This window comes from Rhodoferax sp., from assembly GCF_028689305.1.
In the GTDB taxonomy this organism is placed as follows: Bacteria; Pseudomonadota; Gammaproteobacteria; order Burkholderiales; family Burkholderiaceae_C; genus Rhodoferax.
Window position 1 is genome coordinate 4,312 of the sequence record NZ_JAQTWM010000057.1, and the last position, 19,382, is coordinate 23,693.

The following is a 19,382-nucleotide window of genomic DNA, read 5'->3' on the forward strand; positions in this document are numbered from 1 at the left end:
CACAGTCAGGTTTTCTGGCCGTACACACCGTCGCACCTAAGTCCATGACCGCCTGCGTATAACTGGGCATCGTGGTGCTTAGATCTCGCAGCGGCAGCAGTCGGGTGGCTTCCTGCCACAAACGACGTTCGTTTGCCGACAGCGCCAGATCTGCGTCAAAACCCAAATAACGCGTCAGCACCCGCTTGACATTGCCATCCAGAATCGCCACGCGCTCACCAAAACACAAGGAGGCAATGGCTGCCGCCGTAGAAGGGCCGATGCCTGACAGTGTTTGAAGCTGCGCTGCACTTCGCGGAAAGACACCATCGTGCATCTGCATGACCTGTTGTGCGCAACGATGCATGTTCCTGGCTCGGCTGTAATAACCCAAACCACTCCATAAAGCCAGTACCTCATCCAATGAAGCGCGGGCAAGTGAACTTATGTCAGGGAAACGTTCAACAAACCGGGAGAAATAGTCCTGCACGGTCACCACCTGGGTTTGCTGCAGCATGATTTCCGACAGCCAGACCCGATAGGGATCCTGTGTGTTTTGCCAAGGCAAATCATGTCGCCCATGCGCCAGCTGCCAGTGAACCAGCGTCAAGGCAAAAAAATCGCCCCCCCCGTGACTGTCACGCATGCATGGCCACACCAAAACGCGCAGGTGTGGTCATCTGCAACAGCGAATCGGTCAGCTCAACCAGCTTCAGCTCGGCGTTGTCCAGTTCAGCACTGCGATTGTTGATCTCTGTCACCCGCTCGTCCAGGCCACTAGAGGCCTGGGCAATGCGGTCAATGGCTTCCAATCGCCGGACAAAGTTCTTGCGCCGTTCACGCAGTTGGGAATCCAGCTGGGACGCCGCTGACTTGCTCCAGGCCTCAATATCGCCCATAGCTGTTTCATTCACCGTTCTCAGGCGGGTGGCAAGCGCCCTGACCAGGCGGTCTGCAAATTCAGGCTGCGCCAGCCTGAAGGCATTGCCAATGCCCAGATACTGCAAATGGCTGCGCTCAATCAAATCCAGGTCATTCAGATACGGGTCTACCTGCGGCTCATCAGGCACCTGCAAGGAAAAACCATATTCAGTATTCAACTGCAGAAACGTTGCAACCAACATGGTGTGGATTTCGAGCCCTTTGGCATGCACGTCACGAACATTGGCACGCAAACGGTCAAACGTATCACCGTAAGACCGCTTGATACCCAGCTTGAACCCCTTCTGCTTCAACGCCGCTGTCAATTGCACCATCTCGCGCTTGAGGGTCACCGGCCCCAGCAGGCTAAAAATTTCGCGCAACAATTTCAGATGGACCGAACGAACGGCATGAATCTTGACCCCAGCGGCATCAAACTCTGCCTGCTCCTGTGCAATACGCGCCCGCATGTTTTTGATAACGGGCGTATTTTTCCCTTGCAAGCCTTTGAGTTCAATCAATTGCTCTGTCAAATCACGCCGACGGATCAACACAAACCGGTTGGTTTCGCTGCGCAGTGCGGCAATCCCCTTGGCTACAGCCGCGCCCAGGATTTTTTGCCGCTGCCCCATGATGTCATGGCTCAGGGCATCCTCCAGGGTTTCCAGGCAGCTGCGTTTCAGCAACGCGACATCGTTGTTGACCTTGCCAATCAGGCCTTTCTGGGCCGACACAGCGACCACCTGATTTTCCGAAACACCCAAGATCTCTGCCGAATTGCGCTTTTGCCGCTCGATCTGGGCCTGTACCTCCTGCGGACTGTCCAGCGCGTCCCACAAGGTGTCAATTTTGTTGAGCACCACCAACCGGGTTGCCACATCCTGGCTGTCCTCGACCAGATGCTCCCGCCAGATCGACAAATCAGACTGAGTCACCCCGGTGTCCGCCCCCAGGATAAATACCACTGCTTGCGCCTGCGGAATCAAGCTGACGGTGAGTTCGGGCTCGGCACCAATCGCATTCAAACCCGGGGTATCCAGAATCACCAACCCCTGCTTGAGCAAGGGGTGGGCAATGTTGATCAAGGCATGCCGCCATTTCGGCACTTCCACCAAACCACTGGCGTCCCGCACCGGATTGTTTTCGCCGGACTGGTTTTGCCAGAAGCCAAGCGCCCGCGCCTCCTCTGGCGTCACCTGCCGGGTTTCAGCCACCTTGGCAAACGCCTCGGCGAGCTGCTTCGGATTGGTCACCTCCAAATCAATGCGTTCCCATTTTTCCGGAACCATACGCCATTCCATCAGCGACTGGGGTTGCAATCGCGTCTCAATCGGCAACAGACGCAGGCAGGGCGGCACCTCCGGGTCATAACCCATTTCGGTCGGGCACATGGTGGTCCGGCCCGCACTGGCCGGCATGATGCGCCGGCCATAGTCGGCAAAAAAGATGGCATTGATCAATTCGGACTTGCCGCGCGAGAACTCGGCGACAAAAGCGACCATTACCTTGTCAACGCGAACCTGCGCCTCCAGCCGATGCAGGCGATCCTCCACCGAGGCATCCAGCAGATCCTGATCTTTCAGCCATTGAGCCAACAACTTGAGACGCAGGGCGAACTCACGCCGCCATGCACCATGCTGATCAAATTTCTCGTTGAATGAAGTACCCAAACTGCCTCCAAAACATGCATCCGAGTCAATATAGCACCCTTGACAGCCGAAAGATATTCACGGCCTTTGACAAACAGGACAGTAAAACGTGGAACGCTGGCCTTGCCGGACCATCTTGATGGGCGTACCACACTGCCGACAAGGCAATCCGGCACGCCCGTATACCTTGGCATCAAGTTGGAAATAGCCGGTTTGACCATCGGCACTGGAGAAATCACGCAAGGTACTGCCCCCCTGTTGTACCGCTTGCGCCAGCACATCACGAATCGCGGCATGAAGTCGGGTGACCCTGGCCTGGCTCAATCTGGATGCACGGCAGGAAGGACGAATCCCTGCCATGAACAGCGCCTCAGAGGCATAAATGTTGCCGACTCCGACCACCAGATCACCGGCCAGCAGCACCTGCTTGATTGGCGAGCTCCTTTTCTTAAGCCCCGCATAAAACTGCGCTGGGTCAAATGCATCCGATAACGGTTCCACACCCAATTTACCGAGCAATTTGACGGCCGTGGGGTCCTGCAAGCTGGACACATAAACAACCGCCCCAAAGCGCCGGGGGTCTGTCAAACGCAGCGTTCCTCTGTCAGTCACCAGCTCAAAGTGATCATGCCCCCCCGGAGGTGGCAAGTCAGTGGCAAAACGTAGGCTGCCCGACATCCCCAAATGCACCATCAGCCAACCGTGGTTGAGTTCGATCAGCAAATACTTGCCGCGCCGACCCACCGTGCGGACGACGCGGTTCACCAACGCGGCTGGCTCACATCCCAAGGGCCAGCGCAAAGGTTTGCCCAAGCGTAGCGCCAAGATTCGTGCGTTTTCAATGGCTTGCACAAAACTGCGCCGGGTCACTTCAACTTCGGGTAATTCGGGCATAGAAGAATTTTTTTTTTCAGGCATGGATTATTATGAATGGATGCGCTTCTTCCATGCTCTGCTGCCCCTGATGTTGACCTGCACACTCAGCGTGCATGCCCAGACGCCCCCCCCCACTGAACCGGTGCCCCAAAGCTCTGCGATGGACGCCTCACTTTTTTACCAATTGTTACTTGGTGAACTCAGCGTCCAGTCAGAAGAACCAGGCACAGCGTTTTCCCTGATGCTCGATGCGGCACGAAAAACCAATGATCCATCGGTATTCAAGCGGGCCGTCCAAATCGCCCTGCAAGCGCGCTCCGGCGAATCTGCCCTGCAGGCGGCCAAAGCCTGGAGTCAGGCGAACCCTGCGTCCAGGGACGCAAACCGCTTTGTCCTGCAAATCCTGCTGGGCTTGAACCGCTCTGCAGACACATTGGAGCCGCTTAAACGGGAACTGGCACTGACACCCCAGTCCGAGCGACGCGAACTGATCTGGTCGATCCCGGTGAGTTACGAGCGTGCCGGTGACCGGCAAGCAGCAGCAAGCACGGTCCAGAAGGCCTTGGCTGGTGTCTTCAACGACCCGGAGGTGGGCGCCACTGCTTGGGCCAGCGTTGGACGCTTGTGGCTCCATGCCGGTGACAAGGCAGCCGCACTCAATGCCGCTACCAAGGGGCTGGCGATCACCCCTGAGTCAGAGCATCCGGCCCTGTTGGCACTGTCCCTGATGGATGCCGACACACCCGAGGCCGAGAACCTGGTCAAGAAACACTTGTCCAGTGCCCGATCGGAATTTCGCATGGCCTACATCAAGGCCTTGCTCAACGTCCAGCGGCTGGACGATGTCAAGCTGCAATTACAGGCGATCAAAACACATTCACCCAACTACGCGGATGCTTGGCTGATTGACGGAGCTTTGGCGCTCCAGGCAGGCAATCTCCCAGTGGCCGAGCAACAATTTCAGCATTACCTTGACCTGTTGGACGCCACGCCGGAGGATCAACAACACGCTGAAACGCAACGCGGACGATCACAGGCCTTCCTGTCCCTGGCCGAAATCGCCCATCGACGTAAAGACCTCCCAACCGCTGAAAGTTGGCTGCAGCGTGTCAATCATCCCGATGACATCTTGCGAGCACAGATCCGCCGCGCGTCCCTGATTGCCCAACAAGGCCGGCTCGAAGAAGCCATCAGCCTGATCCAGAGTCAAACCGAACGCAACGAAACCGATGCGCGGCTCAAACAAAGTGCCGAAATACAGCTTCTGCGCGACCTGAAGCAGTTTGAACGGGCCCGTGACACACTCAAAGCTGCGATGGTCAGAGACCCCAACGATCTGGATCTGGTTTATGACCTGGCCATGGTGAATGAGCGGCTAGGCGAGATGACTGAAATGGAACGGCTGTTGCGACACCTGATCGAAGCCAAGCCGCAAGACCCACAGGCCTACAACGCCCTGGGTTATTCACTGGCCGATCACAACCTACGTCTGCCAGAAGCCATCGAGTTGATCACCAAGGCGTTGGAGTTGTCGCCCAAGGACCCTTTCATTACCGACAGCCTGGCCTGGGCAGAATTCCGCAGCGGCAACCATGAAACCGCCTTGCGTTTATTGCAAAGCGCCTTCAAGGACAAACCAGATGCCGAAATTGCCGCCCATCTGGGCGAGGTGCTCTGGGCCGTCAACCGCCGTGACGAAGCCATTCAGGTTTTCAGGGAAGGCCTCAAGCTCAACCCAGACAACGAAACCCTGACTGAAACCATTCGCCGACTGCGTGTTCCGCTGTGACAAGCCGGCGTGCCATTGCTGTTCTGATTGGCTTATCTGCTTCATTTTTGGTAGCAGGATGTGCAAGTATTGAGCGGGCTAATGCGCTAAAAAGCTCTCCATCTGCAAACTGGCACGGACGTCTGGCTCTGCGCATAGCGGCCACAACAACTGAACAAACACCAGATCAATCCTTCAGTGCCGCTTTTGAACTGCAAGGCACCCCGCAGCAAGGTGACCTGTTGCTCCTGACACCTTTGGGCAGCACAGCCGCGGCGATTCACTGGATGCCGGGCCAGGCCGTGTTACACGCCCGCGGTGAGACCCGGCAATTCAATGATTTGGACCAATTGATCACCCAATTGCTCGGGACCCCCGTTCCGGTGACCGCTCTGTTCGCGTGGCTCGCCGGACAGGCACAGGAGGTAGAGGGTTGGCAGGTCGACCTGTCGGCACAAGACCAGGGCAAAATCTTGGCGCGTCGACTGTCACCCGAGCCTTCGGCCGAATTGCGGGTGGTGCTGGACAACTGATCCATCTACAGCCTCCCCCAACACCATGAAGTCCATTTACGACGTCTGCGCACCCGCCAAGCTCAACCTGTTTCTGCACATTGTCGGCCGTCGGCCCGACGGTTACCATCTGCTGGAATCGGTCTTCATGCTGATCGACTGGTGCGATATCCTGCATTTCGAGCTGCGTGCCGATGGCCAGATCAGCCGGGAGGACCTGAGTGTGACTCTGCCGCCTGATGATCTGATGCTGCGTGCCGCCCGGGCATTGCAGCAAGCCAGCGGCACACGCAAAGGTGTTCACATGGCGATTGACAAGCAAATACCCACCCAGGCCGGCATGGGCGGTGGCTCATCCGATGCCGCCAGCACCCTGCTGGCCCTGAATCGCCTGTGGCAGCTCAACCTCAGCCTGAACCAATTGATGTCGCTCGGATTGAAACTGGGGGCGGATGTGCCGTTTTTTCTGGGTGGCCACAACGCCTGGGTGACGGGGATTGGCGAAATCATGCAACCCATCTCCCTGCCTGATGCACGCTTCGTGGTGGTCAAACCCAAAGAAGGTCTGGAGACTGGGCGAATTTTTTCTCACCCGGAATTGAAAAGGGACACGAAACCCGCTATAATTTCAGGCTTCGCTGCAGACGCCTTTGACTTTGGTCGAAACGACTTGCAAGCAGTTGCTCAGCAGATGTGTCCGGAAATCAGCCATGCCTTGAATTGGCTGAAGACCTCTGGACTCCATGGCAGAATGACTGGCTCTGGAAGTGCGGTGTTTGCACGGATGTTGCATGAGATTGAGACAAAAGGGGCGCCCGAGTCGTTTCAGGTCAAAATATGCAACAACCTGCCGGCTCATCCGCTGCGAGGATGGGCCACAGAGGAAAGTTTATCGGTGAGTCGTGTTTCATGATTCACCCGTGTAGGGGAGTCGCCAAGCTGGTTAAGGCACTGGATTTTGATTCCAGCATGCGAAGGTTCGAATCCTTCTTCCCCTGCCAAATTTCCATGCATGTTATTTTCAGACATGCCAAAACAATTGCGACTTATTAGTTGGGATCTCCATGCAAGCCGATCAACCCCCTGAATTCATGGTTTTTACCGGCAATGCCAATCCCAAGCTGGCAGCAGACATTGCCCACCACCTCAAGACCAATCTGGGCTCGGCCGAAGTCGGGCGCTTTTCAGACGGTGAGGTGACCGTCGAACTCAAGCAAAACGTTCGTGCCCGCGATGTCTTTGTGATTCAAAGCACTTGCGCCCCCACCAACGAAAACCTGATGGAATTGCTGATCATGGTGGACGCACTCAAACGTGCGTCGGCCGAACGGATCAGCGCTGTCATTCCCTACTTTGGTTATGCCCGGCAAGATCGCCGTCCTCGCTCCAGCCGGGTCCCGATTTCTGCCAAGGTGGTTGCCAATATGCTGCAGGCTGTGGGTGTCGCCCGGGTTCTGACCATGGACTTGCATGCCGACCAGATCCAGGGCTTTTTTGACATCCCGGTGGACAATATTTATGCCTCACCGGTCTTGCTGGGTGATTTACGCCAGAAGAACTACGATGACCTGATTGTGGTTTCGCCCGACGTCGGCGGTGTGGTGCGTGCCCGGGCTTTGGCCAAACAGCTCAACTGTGATCTGGCCATCATTGACAAACGCCGCCCCAAAGCCAATGTCAGTGAAGTGATGCACGTGATCGGCGAGATTGATGGCCGCAACTGCGTCATCATGGACGACATGATCGACACGGCCGGCACGCTGGTCAAGGCAGCTGAAGTGCTCAAGCAACGTGGTGCCAAGAAGGTCTATGCCTACTGCACCCATCCCATTTTCTCGGGTCCGGCCATTGACCGCATCAGTACCGGTGATGCACTCGACGAAGTGGTGGTGACCAACACCATTCCTCTGAGTGCCAACGCCGTGGCTTGCCCCAAGATTCGACAACTCAACGTCGCACCGTTGATTGCCGAAACCATCCACCGGATTGCCCGGGGCAAATCGGTGATGAGTCTGTTTTCTGACCAGGACAATTTGTTCTGATCGGATTGCCAAGTGACTCGTGCATTCACTCTGGATGCCGGGTTTTTTTCAATCAGGGTTGAACTGGTCGCGGTTGACCCTAGCAGGAGTTAAATATGAAATTCGTCGCTTTTGAGCGCTCAAAGCAGGGTACGGGTGCGAGCCGCCGTCTGCGCATCACCGGTCGTACGCCCGGTATCGTTTACGGTGGTGCCAGCGCACCACAACTGATCGAAGTCGATCACAACGCACTGTGGCACGCCCTGAAAAAAGAAGCCTTCCACTCCAGCATCCTGAGCATGGACATTGGTGGTACCGAGAGCCAGGTCTTGCTGCGTGACGTGCAGGTTCACCCCTACAAACAACTCGTTTTGCACGTGGACTTCCAGCGTGTTGACGCCACCACCAAGCTGCACATGAAAGTGCCGCTGCACTTCAGCGGCGACGACCAGTCCGTCGCCGTCAAGTCTGAAGGCTGCATCGCCAACCACGTGATCAGCGAAATCGACGTGTTGTGCCTGCCTGGTGACCTGCCTGAGTTCATCAGCGTTGACCTGAGTGGCCTGCGCAAGGGCAGCTCCCTGCACTTGGCTGATATTCCGATGCCCAAGGGCGTCAAAACCATCACCCATGGCAGCGACAAAAACCCGGTGGTGGTGTCTGTGGTGGTGGTGGCTGCTGCCGAAGAAGCCCCTGCAGCGCCAGCGCCTGAAGCCGCCGCCGCAAAACCCGCAGCCAAGGGCAAGAAATAAGCTCTTCTGGACCTTGCTGCAAGCCCACTTCGGTGGGCTTTTTTGTTTTTCCGCCTGCATAATCCCGTCATGATTCGACTTCTTGTTGGCTTGGGAAACCCCGGACCTGAATATGAAAACACGCGCCACAACGCCGGCTTCTGGTGGCTGGACGCGGTGGTAGGTGCCCTCAATGCGCCGCTGGTCATGGACAAAAGTTACTACGGCTGCTGTGCACGCACCGTGGTCAACGGGCAAACCGTGTGGTTGCTGCAGCCGCAGACCTTCATGAATCTCAGCGGCAAATCCGTCGCGGCACTGGCCAAGTTCTTCAAAATTGCCCCCCAGGAGATTCTGGTCGCCCACGACGAGCTGGACATTGTTCCTGGCGAAGCCAAACTCAAGCTCGGTGGCAGCCATGCCGGCCACAACGGCTTGCGCGACATCCACGCCCAGATCGGCACGGATCAATACTGGCGCCTGCGGCTGGGGATTGGTCACCCCGGCAACAAGGCTGAAGTGGTGCACTGGGTGTTGAAGAAACCGTCTCTCGATCATCGCATCGCGATTGACCAGGCGATTGAGCGCTCACTCAAAGCCCTGCCGCATCTGCTGGCCGGCGACATGGAAGCGGCCACCCGGCTGATCCACACCAGCAAGCCACCGCGTCCCAAAGTCCCGCGGCCGACCGCACCTGCCAACGAAACACCCAAACCCACCCATGATCTCATCATGGCCGACGGTACCGCGAAATGATCGCCCAACGCCCGCTTCCTTTTTTAGCTATTATTTTTATAGCTACTATTGCAATATCGACGTGGGCTGAGGCCGAAATTATTTATAAATGCGGCAGTACTTACAGCAGTTCACCCTGTCCCGGCGGCACCCTGCTCACCATCGACGACGCCCGCGACCCGGCACAAAAACAGCAGGCTGATGCCGCGACCCGTCGTGACACCGAACTGGCCGCTGCGATGGAAAAGGAACGCATGGCCCAAGAACGTGCGGCACAATTGGCCCCATCCAGCCGGATCAAAAAAACGAAAAAAGCCACTGGCAAGGCCAGCACGGTTCCGTTCAAGCCCAGGCGAGTCAAGGCCAAGTCCCACCCACCAGCGGCCTCAGACTCGCAACCGGCCCAGACCGTCCCTCCCGGGAAAAAATCCTCGGCGCCAAGCGCTTCCTTCAAACCAGGACGTCAACAGGCGCATCGGTCTCCTCCGACGGCGGCACCACGCTGACTTGGGCGACCGTCTGCGCCTGCAGGCGCCGGTATTTCTCCCAAAGGGTTTCCCGGTCTTCCACCCACTGCGGATTCACCGGAATGCAGTTCACCGGACACACCTGCACACACTGCGGTTCGTCAAAATGGCCGACACATTCGGTGCATTTGGCGGGGTCGATCTGGTAAATCTCTGGCCCCATGTGAATGGCCTCGTTGGGGCATTCGGGCTCGCACACATCACAATTGATGCATTCGTCAGTAATCAGCAGCGCCATGGGGCAGGTTGAACCGAGGGTTGGGAAGCCGCAAATTCTAAAGGTCCAGCCTATTCCACCATGTCAGCATTGGCTTGCGGCAGGCCCTTGACGATCGTCACCGGCACGCCTGCCGAATGCAGCAGTTCATTGGACACCGACCCCAGCAGGGCGCTGCGCAAGGCACTGGTGCCGCTGGCACCCATCACCACCATGTCACAGCCATAGTTTTCCAGGATGTCCACCAGAGTATTGGCCGGATCACCAGTGGCAACCTCGGTTTCATAAGCAATCCCCGCCGCCTCCAGCAAGGCCTTGGCGGCCTGCAAGGTGTTGGCACCGGCCGCAGCACTCACCTGCTCAATCACCTGCGGATCATGCGCCACCATCAGCTCATACAAGCTGGCAGGCTCCTGCACATTGGCCAGCACCACCGAGACATGGAGCCCGTCGTCGCCCAGGCGGATGGCAAAACGTACCGCATCCAGTGCCGGAGCCGAGCCGTCAAATGGCAAAAGAATCTTCATGTTGTTCTCCAGTTAAATTGTTCTATTCAGCTTGTACGGCGCACTTTGTCCAGCAGCCGCAGGTTGACCCCCGGGGATACAAACTGGTCCACCTCGCCCCCCAAAGTGGCAATCTCGCGCACCAAGGTGCTGGAAACAAACTGGTACCGGTCACTGGGCGCCAGAAAAATCGTCTCCACCTCGGGCATCAGGCTGCGGTTCATGCCAGCCAGCTGAAATTCGTAGTCAAAATCGGTCACGGCACGCAGCCCACGCACCATGGCCTTGGCGCCATGCGCCACGACAAAATCGCGCAGCAGACCATGGAACTCCGCCACCTCGACACCGGGCACATCGGCCAACGCGGCACGGGCCATCTCTACCCGCTCCTGCACCGAAAACAGAGCCTTTTTGTGGTGGCCCGCTGCCACAGCGACAATCACCCGCTCAAACAGGCGGGCGGCGCGGCGCACGATGTCTTCGTGCCCCAGGGTGATCGGGTCAAACGTACCGGGGTAAACCGCAGTCAGGTGGTGGCTCATGGCTTTTTTTTTGAGGCTGTCGGGACAAGCCCCATTATCGGGCCATGGCGCTGAACTCAAGCGGCAGTGGCCACACAGCGCTGAAGCAGGTGGGCATGCACCGCCCCGGCCTTCAGGTGCCGGTAGACCTGCAAACCGGTTGACTGCAGCCGCTCATCGGTCCACGGTGTTGGTGCTTCCAGGTAAACAAAACCTTGCTCAGCCACAGCCTGGGCGGCGGCCTGCACCGCAGCGTCAAACAGGTCAGAGTCAAAGGGAGGGTCGAGGAACACCAGATCCAGGCTGCCCGGTGCAGCCTGCCTCAGCATGGCCAGACCGTCACCGCGCAACACCAGCACGGCGTCCATCTTCAGCTGCGCCTGAATCCGTTTGAGTTGCGCCACCAACGCGGCGTCACTCTCTACCAACCGCACTTCGCTGGCACCGCGCGAGGCAGACTCAAAGCCCAGCGCGCCGGTGCCAGCAAAAGCATCCAGACAACGCCAGCCTGTCAGATCCTGGCCCAGCCAGTTGAACAGGGTTTCACGCACACGATCAGGAGTGGGCCGCAAACCGGGCTTGTCGGCCACGGGCAGTTTGGTGCGCTTGAACCGGCCACCAATGATGCGCACCTCATGGGTTTGCACAGCGCGGGGGCGCACGGGTTTGCGGTACGGTGCGGGGGGGTCTTTTTTCATCAGATGGGGACTCGGTTGAGAAACAGTGGCGGCATGTTATCTGGCCGCTGCGCCGCCCAACACCACCGTGACCATTTTCTCCGGCTGCAACTTGCGCGCAAAAGCCTGTTTGATGTCGGCCACCGTGACGTTGGCCACCTGCTGCGGCCAGCTGTCCAGATAGTCCAGCGGCAGTTGGTTCCAGGCGATGTTGGCCACGTTGTCCAGCAATTTGCGATTGCTGTCGATGCGCAGCGCAAAACCACCGATCAGGTTGTCCTTGGCAGCCTGCAGCTCGGCCTCGGTCGGGCCGTCGGCGACAAAACGCGCCAGCACGTCGCGTGACACCTGCACCGCCTGTTGTGCCTGATCAGGCCGGGTTTGCAGGCCAATGGTGAAGGCGCCGGCATGCATGGCCGGTGCAAAGGCGCTGTAGACGCTGTAACTGAGGCCACGTTTTTCCCGCACCTCGTGGGTCAGGCGTGAGACAAAACCGCCGCCGCCCAGAATGTAGTTGCCCACCGTTAAAGCGAAGTAGTCAGGGTCGGCCCGCCGGAAGCCGGGCTGGCCAATCAACACATGGGCCTGGGCTGAATCAAAAGGCAGGTTCTGCTCGCTGGCCTGGGTCAGCGGCATCACCTCGGGCACCGCAGGCAGGGCCGGACAATCATTCGACGCACCTTGGCCATCCAGCCGCGAGAACAGCTGCTGCACCAGCCTGTCGGCCTGGGCCCGGTCGACCGCCCCCACCACCGTCACCCTGGCGCGGCAGGGCCGAATCATCTGCCGGTACAGGGTGACCATGTCAGCCACATCAATGCGCGACAAGGTGGCTTCGGTCACCTCGTAACCATAGGGATGTGAACCATAGACCGCCTGGGCAAAGGCCCGCCCTGCCAGCGTGCCCGGGCGGGTATTGGCCTCCTTGATCGCGGCAATGAGGCTCTCGCGTTCACGCTGCCAGATGTCCGCCGGGAATGCGGGCTGCGCCAGCTGGCGTGCAGCCAGCCGCACGGCCCGGTCCAGCAGATCCGGATAACTCAGGGAACGCAGGGAAAAACTCATGCGGTCACTGCTGGCGCCCCCCTGGAAACTGGCTCCCAGGTCGGCCCAGGCTTCCCCAAGCGCGTTTTCGTCCAGTGCCGTCTCCCCCTCCTGCGTACCGGCACGCACGCCTTTGCCCGCCATGTTGGCGGTGACGCTGGCCAGGCCAGCCTGGGCAGCCGGGTCGCGGCGACTGCCAGCGTCAAAATCGATCTGCACGTCCAGCATCGGAATCGCCGGACTCGACACCAGGTAAACCTGCACGCCGTTGGCCTGTGTCCAGTGCGCCACCGGAATGCCAGCCCAGGCAAAATTTATAAAAAATAGGCCTGTAGCCCACGTCTTTAAAGCAGTTGTAGCTATATTTTTAATAGTATTCATAGGTCAAACTGAACCCTGTTTCAATGTCTGGCTGTGCTGGCCACAGCGCGCGGCTTGCGGTTCTTGTCCAGCGGCTGCGGCAAGAGCTGCGCTACCGTCAGCTGGTCGTCACCAAAATAGGTCTGCGCCACCGCCTGAACCTGTTTGGCCGTCACACCGCGCAGACGCTCAATCAGCTGTGCACCGGCATCCACCGGCAGGCCCTGCACCCACTGGGTGCCGAGTTCGCGGGCCTGGTTGAACAGCGAATCGAGCTTGTAGACCTCGCCGGCGACCCACTGGGCCTTGACCCGTGCCAGCTCGGCCTCGGTCACACCCTCCTGCGCAATCCGCTGCACCTGGGCACGCAAGGCCTGCTCCACCTGTTCAGTGGTTTTGCCCGGCACCGGCACCCCGACCAGCATGAACAACTGTGGCCCCCGGCCCCACAACCCGTTGTAGGCACCAGCGCTGTCAGCGACACGATCTTGCCCCTGCGTCAGGGTCCGCTCCAGTCGTGCGCCCTGGTAACCGTCCAGCACAGCCGCCAGCACGGTCAAGGCCAGCGCATCGGTATCTTCCGGTGCGCCAACGCGCCATTGCAACGACGGCACCTTGAACGCCAGCATCACATTCGCCTGCTCGGCCGGTGCCTTGAAGGTCAGGCGCTTGATCCCGGCCTGCGCCGGCTCGACGCGCGGCTTGCGTTCGGGCACATCCCGGCTGGGCAGACTGCCGTAGTATTTTTCCGCCAGCGCACGCACCTGGCCCACATCGACGTCACCAGCCACCACCACCGCGGCATTGGCGGGTACATACCAGCGTTGGTAAAACGCGCGGGCGTCCGCCGGCGTCAATGACTCCAGGTCACTCATCCAGCCAATGATCGGGCGGCGATAAGGCGAGGCGACAAAAACCGACGCATTCAGCGCCTCCCCCATCAGGGCCAGCGGATTGTCTTCGGTGCGCAGGCGGCGTTCTTCCTTGACCACCTCCAGCTCTTTCCTGAACTCGTCGTCCGCCCACTGGTTATGGGCGAAACGATCCGATTCCAGACGCATCACGTCCTCCAGGCGGCTGGCCGGAATCTGCTGGTAATAGGCGGTGTAATCACGGCTGGTAAAAGCGTTGTCGCGCCCGCCCAAGGCGGCAACACGACGGGAAAACTCGCCAGCGGGCACGGTCGGCGTGCCCTTGAACATCATGTGTTCCAGCACATGAGCCACACCCGAGCTGCCATCCACCTCGTCCATGGCCCCAACCCGCACCCACAACATGTGCACCGCTGTGGGTGCGCGCCGGTCCGGTTTGACAATCAGCGTCATGCCGTTGGCCAAAGTGAACTGCTCGGGTTGAACAACCTCTGTGGTCACCACGCTGGTCTTTGAGGGGCCCGGCTGGGGGGTGGCCTGGGCCTGCAAAGCCCCGGCCGACACGGCCAAAGTCAGGCTCAGGCACCAGCGCAAACTGACAGACAGGGAGGGTTTGTAGAAGTGGGTATGGCGTTTCATAGAATGCTGTGATACCACGAAACCAAAAAATGTTCAGTTTCTTCAAAAAAAAATTCGGCTCCAAACCCCAAACGGTTGAGGATACGCCACCCATCACCGCGCCGCAGCCCGAGTCCTCCAGCCTTGCCGCGCCCCCGGTGGCCCCGTCCCCCGTCGTCCCGTCAGCAGCGGCGCCCGCTGAACCCGAGCTGGTGGTGACCACACCGGCAATGACGCCTGAACCGCCCACGGTTGCGGTTGCGGTTGCGGTCGAGCCGCCCGTCCGCAAGTCGTGGCTGGACAAACTCAAGGCTGGTCTGCGTAAAACCGGCGCCAGCATCGCCACGGTGTTCACCGGCACGCAGATTGATGATGCGCTGTATGAAGACCTGGAAAGCGCCCTGCTGATGGCAGACACCGGCGTCAAAGCAACCCAGCACCTGCTTGATGACCTCAAGCGGCGCGTCAAGGACAGCAAGACCACCGAGCCGGCCGCCGTCAAAGGTCTGCTGGTGGAGTCCCTGGTCAGCCTGCTTGCCCCTTTGCAGAAACCGCTGGTGATTGGCCAATACAAACCGACGGTGATCATGGTGGCTGGTGTCAATGGCGCCGGCAAGACCACGTCGATTGGCAAACTGACCCGGCATCTGGCCAACGCCGGGGCCAGCGTGCTGCTGGCCGCCGCCGACACCTTCCGGGCCGCGGCGCGCGAGCAGTTGGGGGTCTGGGCTGACCGCAACACCGTCGACATCATCAGCCAGGATGGCGGAGACCCGGCGGCCGTGTCATTTGACGCGGTCAGCGCCGGCAAGGCGCGCGGACGTGACGTGGTGTTGGTGGACACCGCCGGGCGCCTGCCGACCCAGCTGCATCTGATGGAAGAGCTGAAAAAAATCAAACGTGTCATCCAGAAAACCGGCCCGATGGAAGACAGTGCGGCCACCCCATCGGTGCCGACCAGCGACAACCCCATCGATGCCCGCGTCCCGCCACACGAAATTCTGCTGGTGATCGATGGCAACACGGGGCAAAACGCACTGGCCCAGGTCAAGGCCTTTGATGAGGCCCTGGGCCTGACCGGCCTGATCGTCACCAAACTCGACGGCACAGCCAAAGGTGGGGTACTGGCGGCCATTGCCCGCGAGCGGCCGATTCCGGTGTACTTCATCGGCGTGGGTGAAAAGCTGGAGGACCTGGAAACCTTCAACGCCCGCGAGTTCGCCCAGGCGCTGCTGTCGTGACAACACATCGGTACTCAGCGCTTGGGCTCCCATCCTTTGGCGAGATTGCTGGCCACTGACGCTTCACCATGACCCACATCGTCCACCAACTGGCTGACCTGACCGCCCAACGCGATCACCACTCGCTTGACAGTGTGTTGCTCAGCACACTGCATGACCTGTTGAACCCAACCCGAGTCACCATTGCCCAGCTGGTGGGACAGGCCGGCCGTGAACACTGGCTGACCTGTGCCGACATGCACAACGGCGTCGCGCAACCCACTGACACCGAGGCTCGGGCCGAGCTCGAAGCCCTCCCCCAGGCCGACGCATTCTCCCGTCGCCAGCTGGCCCTCTCCGGGCGGCAACCTGTATTGTCAGCGGACCCGGGGGGCATCAGCGTGTTCCCGCTGGTGCGACCCGGCGGCCCCCCGGCTGTGCTCGAACTCTGTACTGCCGGGTTGCTGCCAGGTGAACACGTGCGGCTGATCACCGGTGTGCTGCGTCTGTACCAAAATTTTCAGAACCTGCTGGACTACGGCGAACGCGACGCCCTCACCGAGTTGCTCAACCGCAAAACCTTTGATGGCGCATTCCTGAAAGCCACCACGGAACAGCAGTTGATGCATGACCGCGCCAACGAGGACCGCCGGCGTCCGTCGGCAGATGCAACCCACCTGACGACAGGTGGCGGTTATTGGCTGGCCTTGCTCGATATCGACCACTTCAAGCAGGTCAACGACAACTTTGGCCATCTGATTGGTGACGAGGTTCTGCTGTTGCTGGCCCGACTGATGCGCAACACATTTCGCTTTCATGACCAGCTGTACCGCTTCGGGGGAGAGGAATTCGTGGTGCTGATGCACAGTTGCAGCGGCCTTCAGACCCTGGCCGCGCTGCAGCGGCTGCGCAGTAACACAGAGGAATACCCGTTTCCGCAGGTTGGCCGCATCACGGTCAGCATTGGTTACACCGAACTGCGCCGGGGCGACACCCCCAGCGGCGCGTTTGAACGCGCAGACAAAGCCGTCTATTACGCCAAGAAACACGGACGCAACCAGGTCTGCGGTTTTGAAGACCTGATGGCCCAGGGCAAGATCGCCCCCGAACCCACCAACGTGGGCGAGATCGAGCTCTTTTGACACGCTATATGGCGTGGCGTCGCCTTGACCGGACAGCGGGATCGCCGTGGTCCGCAGAGATGCCAGAAGATGTAAAGAGATGTAACGCAACCAGGTCTGTTAACCTACTGTCCGCGCGCAGAACACAGCGTTTCAGATCGTACATACTCAAGCCATGGCAGCCATTGAAACCACCCCGTCCAACCTGACCACCAGCGCCCTGCCCGGCTTGGGCCGCACCCTGGTCATGGCAGGCAAGCTGGACCAGACCTATGCGGAAGAAATTTTCCGCATGGCCCAGGCCAAACGCTCCAGCTTCATCGCCGAGTTGACAGGCTCTGGCGCGGTATCGGCATCTGATCTGGCCCACACCCTCTCCAAGGCCTTTGCAGCGCCGCTGATTGATCTTGATGCCGTCAACCCACAGCAGCTTCCCAAGGGGCTGCTCGACAGCAAGATCTGCCAGGACTATCGGCTGGTCGTGCTAGGCAAGCGGCAAAACCGCCTGATTGTGGCCACGGCCGACCCCTCCGACCAGCAGTCCGCTGAAAAAATCAAATTCTCCACCCAGCAGAATGTGGACTGGGTGATTGCCGAATACGACAAACTGCTCAAACTGGTGTCAACCAGCTCCGCCTCTGCTGCAGAAACCATCGACACCATCATCGGCGACGATTTCGAATTTGATGACCTGGTGTCTGAGGCTTCCTCCGATACCTCCGCGGTGGCCACCTCGGAGGTGGACGACGCACCCGTGGTCAAGTTCCTGCACAAGATGCTGGTGGACGCCTTCACCATGCGCGCCTCGGACTTGCATTTTGAGCCCTATGAGCACAACTACCGGGTGCGTTTTCGCATTGACGGCGAGTTGCGCGAGATTGCCTCACCGCCGATCGCCATCAAGGACAAACTGGCCTCGCGCATCAAGGTCATCTCGAAGATGGACATCTCGGAAAAACGGGTGCCCCAGGACGGCAAAATGAAGCTCAAGATCGGTGCGGACCGGGTGATCGACTTCCGTGTCAGCACCCTGCCCACGCTGTTCGGTGAAAAAATCGTGATCCGGATTCTGGATCCCAGCAGTGCCAAGCTGGGCATTGACGCCCTGGGTTACGAGCCGGTTGAAAAAGAACGCCTGATGCAGGCCATCAACCGGCCCTACGGCATGATCCTGGTCACGGGCCCCACCGGGTCGGGCAAAACCGTGTCGCTGTACACCTGCCTGAATCTGCTCAACAAGCCAGGGGTGAACATTGCCACGGCCGAAGACCCGTCTGAAATCAATCTGCCTGGGGTCAATCAGGTCAACGTCAACGAAAAAGCCGGATTGACGTTTGCGGTGGCACTCAAGTCCTTTTTGCGGCAAGATCCCGACATCATCATGGTGGGTGAAATTCGCGACCTGGAAACGGCCGACATTGCCATCAAGGCCGCGCAGACCGGGCATCTGGTGTTATCAACGCTGCACACCAATGACGCCCCAACCACGCTCACCCGCATGCGCAACATGGGCATTGCGCCGTTCAACATCGCCTCCAGCGTGATCCTGATCACCGCCCAGCGGCTGGCGCGCCGCCTGTGCCCACTGTGCAAGAAACCCATCGACATCCCCGAAAAGACCCTGCGGGATGCCGGTTTCCAGCCAGAAGAACTTGACGGCAGCTGGCAACCCTACCACCCCGTAGGCTGCAGCGCCTGCAACAACGGCTACAAGGGCCGCGTCGGTCTGTACCAGGTGATGCCCATCACCGAAGAAATCCAGCGCATCATCCTGCGCGACGGCAGTGCCCTGGAAATTGCCGAACAAGCCAGGCGCGAAGGTGTACATTCGCTGCGGGACGCGGGCCTGCACAAGGTCAGGATGGGCGTGACCTCGCTCGAAGAAGTACTGGCTGTGACCAACGAATAACTGGCCGAACCGTTCATCACGCAACCCTGGTATCACCACCTCACACTATGGCTACAGACAAAGCAAAAAGCGTCAAAGAATTTGTCTTTGAATGGGAAGGCAAGGACCGTAACGGCAAACAGGTGCGCGGCGAGATCCGCGCCAGTGGTGAAAACCAGGTCCAGGCCGCGCTGCGCCGCCAGGGCGTGATGCCGTCCAAGATCAAGAAGCGGCGCATGAGCGCGGGCAAATCCATCAAACCCAAGGACATGGCGATCTTCACGCGCCAGCTCGCCACCATGATGAAGGCCGGTGTGCCACTGCTGCAGGCGTTTGACATCGTGGGCCGCGGCAACCCCAACCCGAGTGTGACGCGGCTGCTCAATGACATCCGCACCGACGTCGAAACCGGTACCTCGCTGAGTGTGGCCTTTCGCAAATACCCGATGTATTTCGATGCCCTGTACTGCAACCTGGTGGAAGCCGGTGAAGCCGCCGGTATCCTGGACCAGTTGCTGGACCGGCTGGCGGTGTACATGGAAAAGACCGAGGCCATGAAGTCCAAGATCAAGTCCGCCCTGATGTACCCGATCTCGGTGCTGATCGTGGCGTTTGTGGT

The 19,382-nt window shown here is 59.3% G+C and carries 20 protein-coding genes and 1 tRNA gene; 12 read left to right on the plus strand and 9 right to left on the minus strand.

The features are described from left to right. The 3 genes from PHW99_RS12110 to mutM all read right to left on the minus strand — a co-directional run. Positions 1-625, minus strand: a 625-nt coding sequence (locus tag PHW99_RS12110; RefSeq protein ID WP_300177648.1) for an A/G-specific adenine glycosylase, incomplete at its 3' end; no start/stop codon positions are given. Next, positions 618-2,570, minus strand: a complete 1,953-nt coding sequence (locus tag PHW99_RS12115; protein ID WP_300177651.1) for a dynamin family protein — start codon at positions 2,568-2,570, stop codon at positions 618-620. The genes PHW99_RS12110 and PHW99_RS12115, both read right to left, overlap by 8 nt. A 57-nt stretch (positions 2,571-2,627) precedes the next feature. Beyond that, positions 2,628-3,443, minus strand: coding sequence for a bifunctional DNA-formamidopyrimidine glycosylase/DNA-(apurinic or apyrimidinic site) lyase (mutM, locus tag PHW99_RS12120; protein WP_300177654.1), 816 nt, complete (start codon positions 3,441-3,443; stop codon positions 2,628-2,630). Between the two features lie 22 nt (positions 3,444-3,465). On the opposite strand from mutM, the gene PHW99_RS12125 reads away from it, so the two are divergent. The 8 genes from PHW99_RS12125 (at position 3,466) to PHW99_RS12160 (ending at position 9,698) form a co-directional block, all read left to right on the plus strand. Then, positions 3,466-5,214 (plus strand): tetratricopeptide repeat protein, encoded by a 1,749-nt coding sequence (locus PHW99_RS12125; protein WP_300177657.1) that lies wholly within the window; start codon positions 3,466-3,468, stop codon positions 5,212-5,214. Continuing rightward, entirely contained in the window at positions 5,211-5,726 is a 516-nt protein-coding gene (locus PHW99_RS12130; RefSeq protein ID WP_300177660.1) for an outer membrane lipoprotein LolB, read from the plus strand. Before PHW99_RS12125 ends, PHW99_RS12130 begins: the two co-directional genes overlap by 4 nt. A 25-nt stretch (positions 5,727-5,751) precedes the next feature. After that, positions 5,752-6,618 carry a 4-(cytidine 5'-diphospho)-2-C-methyl-D-erythritol kinase gene (gene ispE / locus PHW99_RS12135; protein ID WP_300177663.1) on the plus strand — a complete coding sequence of 289 codons (867 nt, stop codon included), beginning with the start codon at positions 5,752-5,754 and terminating at the stop codon, positions 6,616-6,618. Between the two features lie 11 nt (positions 6,619-6,629). Further along, positions 6,630-6,706: transfer RNA gene (locus PHW99_RS12140), tRNA-Gln, on the plus strand. A 63-nt stretch (positions 6,707-6,769) separates the two neighbouring features. Next, positions 6,770-7,747 carry a ribose-phosphate pyrophosphokinase gene (locus tag PHW99_RS12145; RefSeq protein ID WP_300177666.1) on the plus strand — a complete coding sequence of 326 codons (978 nt, stop codon included), beginning with the start codon at positions 6,770-6,772 and terminating at the stop codon, positions 7,745-7,747. 95 nt (positions 7,748-7,842) lie between these two features. Further along, positions 7,843-8,478, plus strand: coding sequence for a 50S ribosomal protein L25/general stress protein Ctc (locus tag PHW99_RS12150; protein ID WP_300177669.1), 636 nt, complete (start codon positions 7,843-7,845; stop codon positions 8,476-8,478). Positions 8,479-8,547: 69 nt separating this feature from the next. After that, complete coding sequence (pth, locus tag PHW99_RS12155; RefSeq protein ID WP_300177672.1) at positions 8,548-9,213, plus strand: aminoacyl-tRNA hydrolase; 666 nt, start codon at positions 8,548-8,550, stop codon at positions 9,211-9,213. Next, positions 9,210-9,698, plus strand: a complete 489-nt coding sequence (locus tag PHW99_RS12160) for a hypothetical protein (RefSeq protein ID WP_300177676.1) — start codon at positions 9,210-9,212, stop codon at positions 9,696-9,698. The genes pth and PHW99_RS12160 overlap by 4 nt, the downstream gene beginning before the upstream one ends. On the opposite strand, the gene PHW99_RS12165 is transcribed toward PHW99_RS12160, so the two are convergent. From PHW99_RS12165 to PHW99_RS12190, 6 genes are read right to left on the minus strand one after another with little or no spacing between them, the layout of a single operon-like run. Beyond that, complete coding sequence (locus tag PHW99_RS12165) at positions 9,643-9,957, minus strand: YfhL family 4Fe-4S dicluster ferredoxin (RefSeq protein WP_300177679.1); 315 nt, start codon at positions 9,955-9,957, stop codon at positions 9,643-9,645. The genes PHW99_RS12160 and PHW99_RS12165 overlap by 56 nt on opposite strands. A 50-nt stretch (positions 9,958-10,007) precedes the next feature. Next, positions 10,008-10,463: a universal stress protein gene (locus tag PHW99_RS12170; protein WP_300177682.1), complete on the minus strand. Its 456-nt coding sequence runs from the start codon at positions 10,461-10,463 to the stop codon at positions 10,008-10,010. Between the two features lie 26 nt (positions 10,464-10,489). Continuing rightward, the gene (gene coaD, locus PHW99_RS12175) at positions 10,490-10,984 is read right to left on the minus strand and encodes a pantetheine-phosphate adenylyltransferase (protein WP_300177685.1); all 495 of its coding nucleotides are present in this window, start codon (positions 10,982-10,984) and stop codon (positions 10,490-10,492) included. 56 nt (positions 10,985-11,040) lie between these two features. Then, on the minus strand, positions 11,041-11,661 hold the full coding sequence (gene rsmD / locus PHW99_RS12180) for a 16S rRNA (guanine(966)-N(2))-methyltransferase RsmD (RefSeq protein ID WP_300177688.1): 621 nt from the start codon (positions 11,659-11,661) through the stop codon (positions 11,041-11,043). Between the two features lie 36 nt (positions 11,662-11,697). Next, positions 11,698-13,065, minus strand: coding sequence for a pitrilysin family protein (locus PHW99_RS12185; protein ID WP_300177691.1), 1,368 nt, complete (start codon positions 13,063-13,065; stop codon positions 11,698-11,700). Positions 13,066-13,085: 20 nt separating this feature from the next. After that, positions 13,086-14,369, minus strand: coding sequence for a pitrilysin family protein (locus tag PHW99_RS12190; protein ID WP_300177706.1), 1,284 nt, complete (start codon positions 14,367-14,369; stop codon positions 13,086-13,088). Between the two features lie 215 nt (positions 14,370-14,584). Here PHW99_RS12190 and PHW99_RS12195 point away from each other — a divergent pair, with 215 nt between their 5' ends. From PHW99_RS12195 to PHW99_RS12210, 4 genes are all read left to right on the plus strand, one after another. Next, positions 14,585-15,775: a signaling recognition particle receptor family protein gene (locus PHW99_RS12195; protein WP_300177694.1), complete on the plus strand. Its 1,191-nt coding sequence runs from the start codon at positions 14,585-14,587 to the stop codon at positions 15,773-15,775. Between the two features lie 68 nt (positions 15,776-15,843). Beyond that, positions 15,844-16,896, plus strand: coding sequence for a GGDEF domain-containing protein (locus PHW99_RS12200; RefSeq protein WP_300177697.1), 1,053 nt, complete (start codon positions 15,844-15,846; stop codon positions 16,894-16,896). 154 nt (positions 16,897-17,050) lie between these two features. Next, positions 17,051-18,784, plus strand: a complete 1,734-nt coding sequence (gene pilB, locus PHW99_RS12205; RefSeq protein WP_300177700.1) for a type IV-A pilus assembly ATPase PilB — start codon at positions 17,051-17,053, stop codon at positions 18,782-18,784. A gap of 47 nt (positions 18,785-18,831) precedes the next feature. After that, positions 18,832-19,382, plus strand: a 551-nt coding sequence (locus tag PHW99_RS12210; RefSeq protein WP_300177703.1) for a type II secretion system F family protein, incomplete at its 3' end; no start/stop codon positions are given.

Coding starts and splice junctions, on each gene's coding strand:
- coaD (WP_300177685.1), bottom strand. CDS start 10,984: ATGAGCCACCACCTGACTGCGGTTTACCCCGGTACGTTTGACCCGATC.
- mutM (WP_300177654.1), bottom strand. CDS start 3,443: ATGCCCGAATTACCCGAAGTTGAAGTGACCCGGCGCAGTTTTGTGCAA.
- PHW99_RS12150 (WP_300177669.1), top strand. CDS start 7,843: ATGAAATTCGTCGCTTTTGAGCGCTCAAAGCAGGGTACGGGTGCGAGC.
- PHW99_RS12165 (WP_300177679.1), bottom strand. CDS start 9,957: ATGGCGCTGCTGATTACTGACGAATGCATCAATTGTGATGTGTGCGAG.
- PHW99_RS12170 (WP_300177682.1), bottom strand. CDS start 10,463: ATGAAGATTCTTTTGCCATTTGACGGCTCGGCTCCGGCACTGGATGCG.
- pth (WP_300177672.1), top strand. CDS start 8,548: ATGATTCGACTTCTTGTTGGCTTGGGAAACCCCGGACCTGAATATGAA.
- PHW99_RS12200 (WP_300177697.1), top strand. CDS start 15,844: ATGACCCACATCGTCCACCAACTGGCTGACCTGACCGCCCAACGCGAT.
- ispE (WP_300177663.1), top strand. CDS start 5,752: ATGAAGTCCATTTACGACGTCTGCGCACCCGCCAAGCTCAACCTGTTT.
- PHW99_RS12160 (WP_300177676.1), top strand. CDS start 9,210: ATGATCGCCCAACGCCCGCTTCCTTTTTTAGCTATTATTTTTATAGCT.
- PHW99_RS12145 (WP_300177666.1), top strand. CDS start 6,770: ATGCAAGCCGATCAACCCCCTGAATTCATGGTTTTTACCGGCAATGCC.
- rsmD (WP_300177688.1), bottom strand. CDS start 11,661: ATGAAAAAAGACCCCCCCGCACCGTACCGCAAACCCGTGCGCCCCCGC.
- PHW99_RS12195 (WP_300177694.1), top strand. CDS start 14,585: ATGTTCAGTTTCTTCAAAAAAAAATTCGGCTCCAAACCCCAAACGGTT.
- pilB (WP_300177700.1), top strand. CDS start 17,051: ATGGCAGCCATTGAAACCACCCCGTCCAACCTGACCACCAGCGCCCTG.
- PHW99_RS12125 (WP_300177657.1), top strand. CDS start 3,466: ATGGATTATTATGAATGGATGCGCTTCTTCCATGCTCTGCTGCCCCTG.
- PHW99_RS12190 (WP_300177706.1), bottom strand. CDS start 14,369: ATGACGCTGATTGTCAAACCGGACCGGCGCGCACCCACAGCGGTGCAC.
- PHW99_RS12185 (WP_300177691.1), bottom strand. CDS start 13,065: ATGAATACTATTAAAAATATAGCTACAACTGCTTTAAAGACGTGGGCT.